General features: G+C 41.0%; 4 protein-coding genes. 3 read left to right on the top strand and 1 reads right to left on the bottom strand.

Annotated elements, in window-relative coordinates; all coding sequences use genetic code 11:
• Positions 1–33 precede the first annotated feature (33 nt).
• Positions 34–507 carry an S-ribosylhomocysteine lyase gene (locus RAC86_RS38240; protein ID WP_003219361.1) on the top strand — a complete coding sequence of 158 codons (474 nt, stop codon included), beginning with the start codon at positions 34–36 and terminating at the stop codon, positions 505–507.
• A 119-nt stretch (positions 508–626) separates the two neighbouring features.
• Positions 627–1064: a FixH family protein gene (locus RAC86_RS38235; protein WP_014477743.1), complete on the top strand. Its 438-nt coding sequence runs from the start codon at positions 627–629 to the stop codon at positions 1062–1064.
• Here RAC86_RS38235 and ytzI read toward each other — a convergent pair.
• Complete coding sequence (gene ytzI / locus RAC86_RS38230) at positions 1058–1198, bottom strand: YtzI protein (protein WP_043857099.1); 141 nt, start codon at positions 1196–1198, stop codon at positions 1058–1060. The genes RAC86_RS38235 and ytzI overlap by 7 nt on opposite strands.
• Before the next feature lie 128 nt (positions 1199–1326).
• On the opposite strand from ytzI, the gene RAC86_RS38225 reads away from it, so the two are divergent.
• Positions 1327–1764: a Dps family protein gene (locus RAC86_RS38225; protein ID WP_003229083.1), complete on the top strand. Its 438-nt coding sequence runs from the start codon at positions 1327–1329 to the stop codon at positions 1762–1764.
• The last annotated feature ends 194 nt before the right edge of the window (positions 1765–1958 follow it).

The raw sequence follows: 1958 nt of genomic DNA, 5'->3' as shown, positions 1-1958 counted from the left end.
AATTACATTTTTAAAAAAGGGGAGAGTGCCATTATGCCTTCAGTAGAAAGTTTTGAGCTTGATCATAATGCGGTTGTTGCTCCATATGTAAGACATTGCGGCGTGCATAAAGTGGGAACAGACGGCGTTGTCAATAAATTTGACATTCGTTTTTGCCAGCCAAATAAACAGGCGATGAAGCCTGACACCATTCACACACTCGAGCATTTGCTCGCGTTTACGATTCGTTCTCACGCTGAGAAATACGATCATTTTGATATCATTGATATTTCTCCAATGGGCTGCCAGACAGGCTATTATCTAGTTGTGAGCGGAGAGCCGACATCAGCGGAAATCGTTGATCTGCTTGAAGACACAATGAAGGAAGCGGTAGAGATTACAGAAATACCAGCTGCGAATGAAAAGCAGTGCGGCCAAGCGAAGCTTCATGATCTGGAAGGCGCTAAACGTTTAATGCGTTTCTGGCTTTCACAGGATAAAGAAGAATTGCTAAAAGTATTTGGCTAAAATAGAAAGGACCTTTTTGCGCATAAGCAAAAAGGTCTTTTTTGTGACGTCTCATATTTTATGTACCATTTGCTGTAAGCGTTTGCTACTATTTAGGTAAACGATGAAAGGGTGATGGCATGAAAAAGATGTTGGTTGTTCTGCTTTTTTCTGCTTTATTGCTTAATGGATGCGGATCTGGTGAAAGTAAAGCAAATACAGCTGAGACGCCCGAGGTTTTGGATGTCAAGCTGACCGGGCCTGAAAAAGTAAATCCCGGAGAAAGCGCTGCTTATGAAGCAGCCGTATCATATGGTGATGAAGCTGTGACGGATGCCGATGAAGTAGAGTTTGAAGTATGGAAAGAAGGGGAAAAAGACGCAAGCCAAATGTTTAAGGCGAAACAAGAAAAAGGCGTATACCGATTGGAAACGACGTTTAAGGAAGATGGTGTATACACTGTCCAATCCCATGTCACAGCAAAAAAACAGCATAGCATGCCGACCTTAAAAGTCCAAGTCGGAGACGCCGATGCTGCCAGCAATCAGTCAGAAGAGGAGCATTCACATCATCATTGATTGTGTGAATCAGAGTGATTTTCTTGTGGTGGATCAATGGTATGCTTTACATTATAGGCTTTTACAGTCGTCCAAATGGTTACAACCAAAACAGCCAGCACAATCAAAATACTTATCGTAATGAGAAGCGTCATGACATTCCACCTCCCGTTTTTTAACAATTGTAGCATAATAGAAGAAATCGTGACAGATAAGGGTAAAAAAGAGGTTTTAGCGTACGATATTAAGGGTATACATAGTCATATAACAAGGAGGAGATACCATGTCAGAACAATTGATTCAAGCAGTGAACAAACAAGTAGCCAACTGGACGGTCATGTATGTGAAACTACATAATTATCACTGGTATGTGAAAGGAAAAGATTTCTTCACTCTTCATGAAAAGTTTGAGGAGCTGTACAACGAAACAGCAACTTATATTGATGACTTAGCAGAACGTCTTTTGGCGCTGAACGGAAAACCGATTGCAACAATGAAGGAATCCTTAGAAACGGCTTCTGTCAAAGAAGCGGCTGGAAATGAAACAGCTGAACAAATGGTTCAAAGCGTATATGATGATTTCACAGTCATCGCGGAAGAGCTGAAAAACGGCATGGATTTAGCTGATGAAGTCGGTGACGAAACAACAGGGGACATGCTTCTTGCGATCCATCAAAATATTGAAAAACATAACTGGATGCTAAAAGCTTACCTAGGTTAAGTTCAAAAATAGAACGGCCGGATGTCTTAAAAAAGACGTCCGGCTTTTCTTTTTGTATCTGAAAAATAGGCGACAACCAGTCCATTTTTCTGAAAAATCCAATCCGTTCGGCTTGTTTTCCATAGAATATCGTAAGGCCGTTTCTGTGAAAGGATGTTGGGATAAATGGATAGAGACTTTGGCATCTTTTCGTT

The sequence above is a fragment of the Bacillus sp. LR_5 genome, from assembly GCF_042709275.1.
The sequence above is the reverse complement of the archived record's forward strand: the minus strand, read 5'-3'. Positions and strand labels throughout refer to the sequence as shown.